Below are 2,047 nucleotides of genomic sequence, written 5' to 3'. Positions count from 1 at the left end.
CCATTTAGCCGGATCAACGTCAGAAATTGCATCTTGGCAAGCCGGCATTTCATGATCTTCATCTGCCACAACAGTCCATTGACGGAACGTACGGTAATCACCAGTTTTACGATCAATTTCTACACGAAGCTGAGCTTCTTCAGCATGCGTACCTTCGTAAAATCTTTTCTTCGTTGCAGCAACTAGAGCTTGTTCCAAAGCTTCGAAGATCGCTTCACGACTAACACCTTTTTCATTACTAACCGTTTCAACAACGGTAAGAATTTCGCGGCCCATAAGTCACCTACCGATTTCTTATAAAATTTAAATAAATTTAATCTTGATAGATCAAGTTTGCTTTATCGATATTGTTGCTGTCGATCACAAGCACATGCTTCCCATCAACTTCAACCTGAATTTCTTCATTTTCAAGGTCTACTGCGATAAGTTTTGCTTGAAATTTACGACGGTTTTCTACTGCTGCAATTAAACGCAAAGCAATTTGTTGTCCGATGTAGCCTTGTAACTGTTCTAGTTGAAAAAATGGACGGTCCCAACCTGGTGAAGAAACTTCTAATGAATACTCACCTGAGATTGGATCATGAACATCCAACATTGCGCCAACTTGTTGTGTTACACGCACACAATCTTGTACACCAATACCACGGCCTAGTTCTACTTCACCATCTTCATTAATTACAGGCTCAGCATCTTCACTTACCGCTTTATCGATATAAATACGCAATAATGAACGTTTACCTTGTGGGAGAAACTCGATCCCCCAAAGGTCGACACCACATGCTTCCACTGCAGGAACAATTAAGTCATGCAATGCTTGGGATTTATTTGATAATTTCATTTACTCTCGTCATTCTCGTGCGATTCAATCGGTTGTTTTAACCGACACAGACCTACTATAGTGAAGCATGACTATTTGACCAATTGATGTCGACACTACACGATAGCGATACGATAACCAATAAAAAAGGGCGTTAATCGCCCCTATTTAGCACAGAAAACAATAGTCCACTGTGCAAAAAGGCCCACCTGTCTGTGAGCCTCTTTTAAGAAACTTGGTAGCGGGAGCTGGATTTGAACCAACGACCTTCGGGTTATGAGCCCGACGAGCTACCAGACTGCTCCATCCCGCATCAACGTGCAAAAATTATATACAAATATCGAAAAAAGTCAATGTAAACTTATCTAATATTCGCTTGATTAAGTTGCACCTTAATCAAATTGGTAGCGGGAGCTGGATTTGAACCAACGACCTTCGGGTTATGAGCCCGACGAGCTACCAGACTGCTCCATCCCGCATCAAAAAACTGCTTGCACTCAACTTTCTGGTTCAAAGTTGGTGCGGAAGGGGGGACTTGAACCCCCACGCCCGAAGGCACTACCACCTCAAGGTAGCGTGTCTACCAATTCCACCACCACCGCAGCTTGTGGGACGCATTCTAGTCCTTCCCACTGCAAAAGGAAAGCCCTATTTCGAATTATTGACTCGATTTTGGTGCATTTGGTGAAGTTTCAGGCGATGTCGTTTGAACTGGCGCTGTAGTTTGTACAGTTTTCAAACTATATGCATCAGTAGTCTGTTTTTTCGCAAAAACAGCGAGAGTTAAACTCGTCACAAAAAACAACGCTGTTAAGATAGCAGTAAGTCGAGTAAGGAAGTTACCTGAACCTGATGCACCGAATACAGTTGCTGCTCCGCCACCGCCGAAAGAAGCACCGGCATCAGCACCTTTACCGTGTTGCACTAGAATTAAGGCAATCATCAGTACCGCTAAAATAATATGTACGATCAGTACAAAAGAGTGCATACCCTATCCTCGTTATTTACTTTGTGCAAAGGCTTGTACGATTTGATAAAAAGATGCTGCATTTAATGAAGCACCGCCTACCAACGCACCATTAATATCTGGACATGCCGCCAATTCAACTGCATTTTCAGCTTTTACACTACCGCCATATAAAATCGCAATGTCTGAACCCGCTGAGGTAATCTGACTTAAACCTTCACGAATCTTAGCATGCATTGCCTGTGCATCTTGTGGAGAAGCAG

Annotated in this window: 4 protein-coding genes and 3 tRNA genes; all 7 read right to left on the bottom strand. The window is 42.9% G+C overall.

Annotated elements, in window-relative coordinates:
• Positions 1-276: NusA N-terminal domain-containing protein (locus tag J580_RS22600; RefSeq protein WP_032006057.1), on the bottom strand; the 276-nt coding region annotated here is incomplete at its 3' end.
• Positions 277-313: 37 nt separating this feature from the next.
• Positions 314-838: a ribosome maturation factor RimP gene (gene rimP / locus J580_RS22595; protein WP_002114922.1), complete on the bottom strand. Its 525-nt coding sequence runs from the start codon at positions 836-838 to the stop codon at positions 314-316.
• 215 nt (positions 839-1,053) lie between these two features.
• A tRNA-Met gene (locus J580_RS22590) sits at positions 1,054-1,130 on the bottom strand.
• A gap of 89 nt (positions 1,131-1,219) precedes the next feature.
• Positions 1,220-1,296 (bottom strand) — tRNA-Met (locus J580_RS22585).
• Positions 1,297-1,334: 38 nt separating this feature from the next.
• Positions 1,335-1,419 (bottom strand) — tRNA-Leu (locus J580_RS22580).
• 56 nt (positions 1,420-1,475) lie between these two features.
• Positions 1,476-1,805 carry a preprotein translocase subunit SecG gene (gene secG / locus J580_RS22575; protein ID WP_002115012.1) on the bottom strand — a complete coding sequence of 110 codons (330 nt, stop codon included), beginning with the start codon at positions 1,803-1,805 and terminating at the stop codon, positions 1,476-1,478.
• Positions 1,806-1,817: 12 nt separating this feature from the next.
• A partial coding sequence (locus J580_RS22570; RefSeq protein ID WP_032006055.1) for a triose-phosphate isomerase occupies positions 1,818-2,047 on the bottom strand: 230 nt, incomplete at its 5' end.

The organism is Acinetobacter sp. 1542444, assembly GCF_000581835.1.
GTDB classification, from domain to species: domain Bacteria; phylum Pseudomonadota; class Gammaproteobacteria; order Pseudomonadales; family Moraxellaceae; genus Acinetobacter; species Acinetobacter pittii.
The sequence above is the reverse complement of the archived record's forward strand: the minus strand, read 5'-3'. Positions and strand labels throughout refer to the sequence as shown.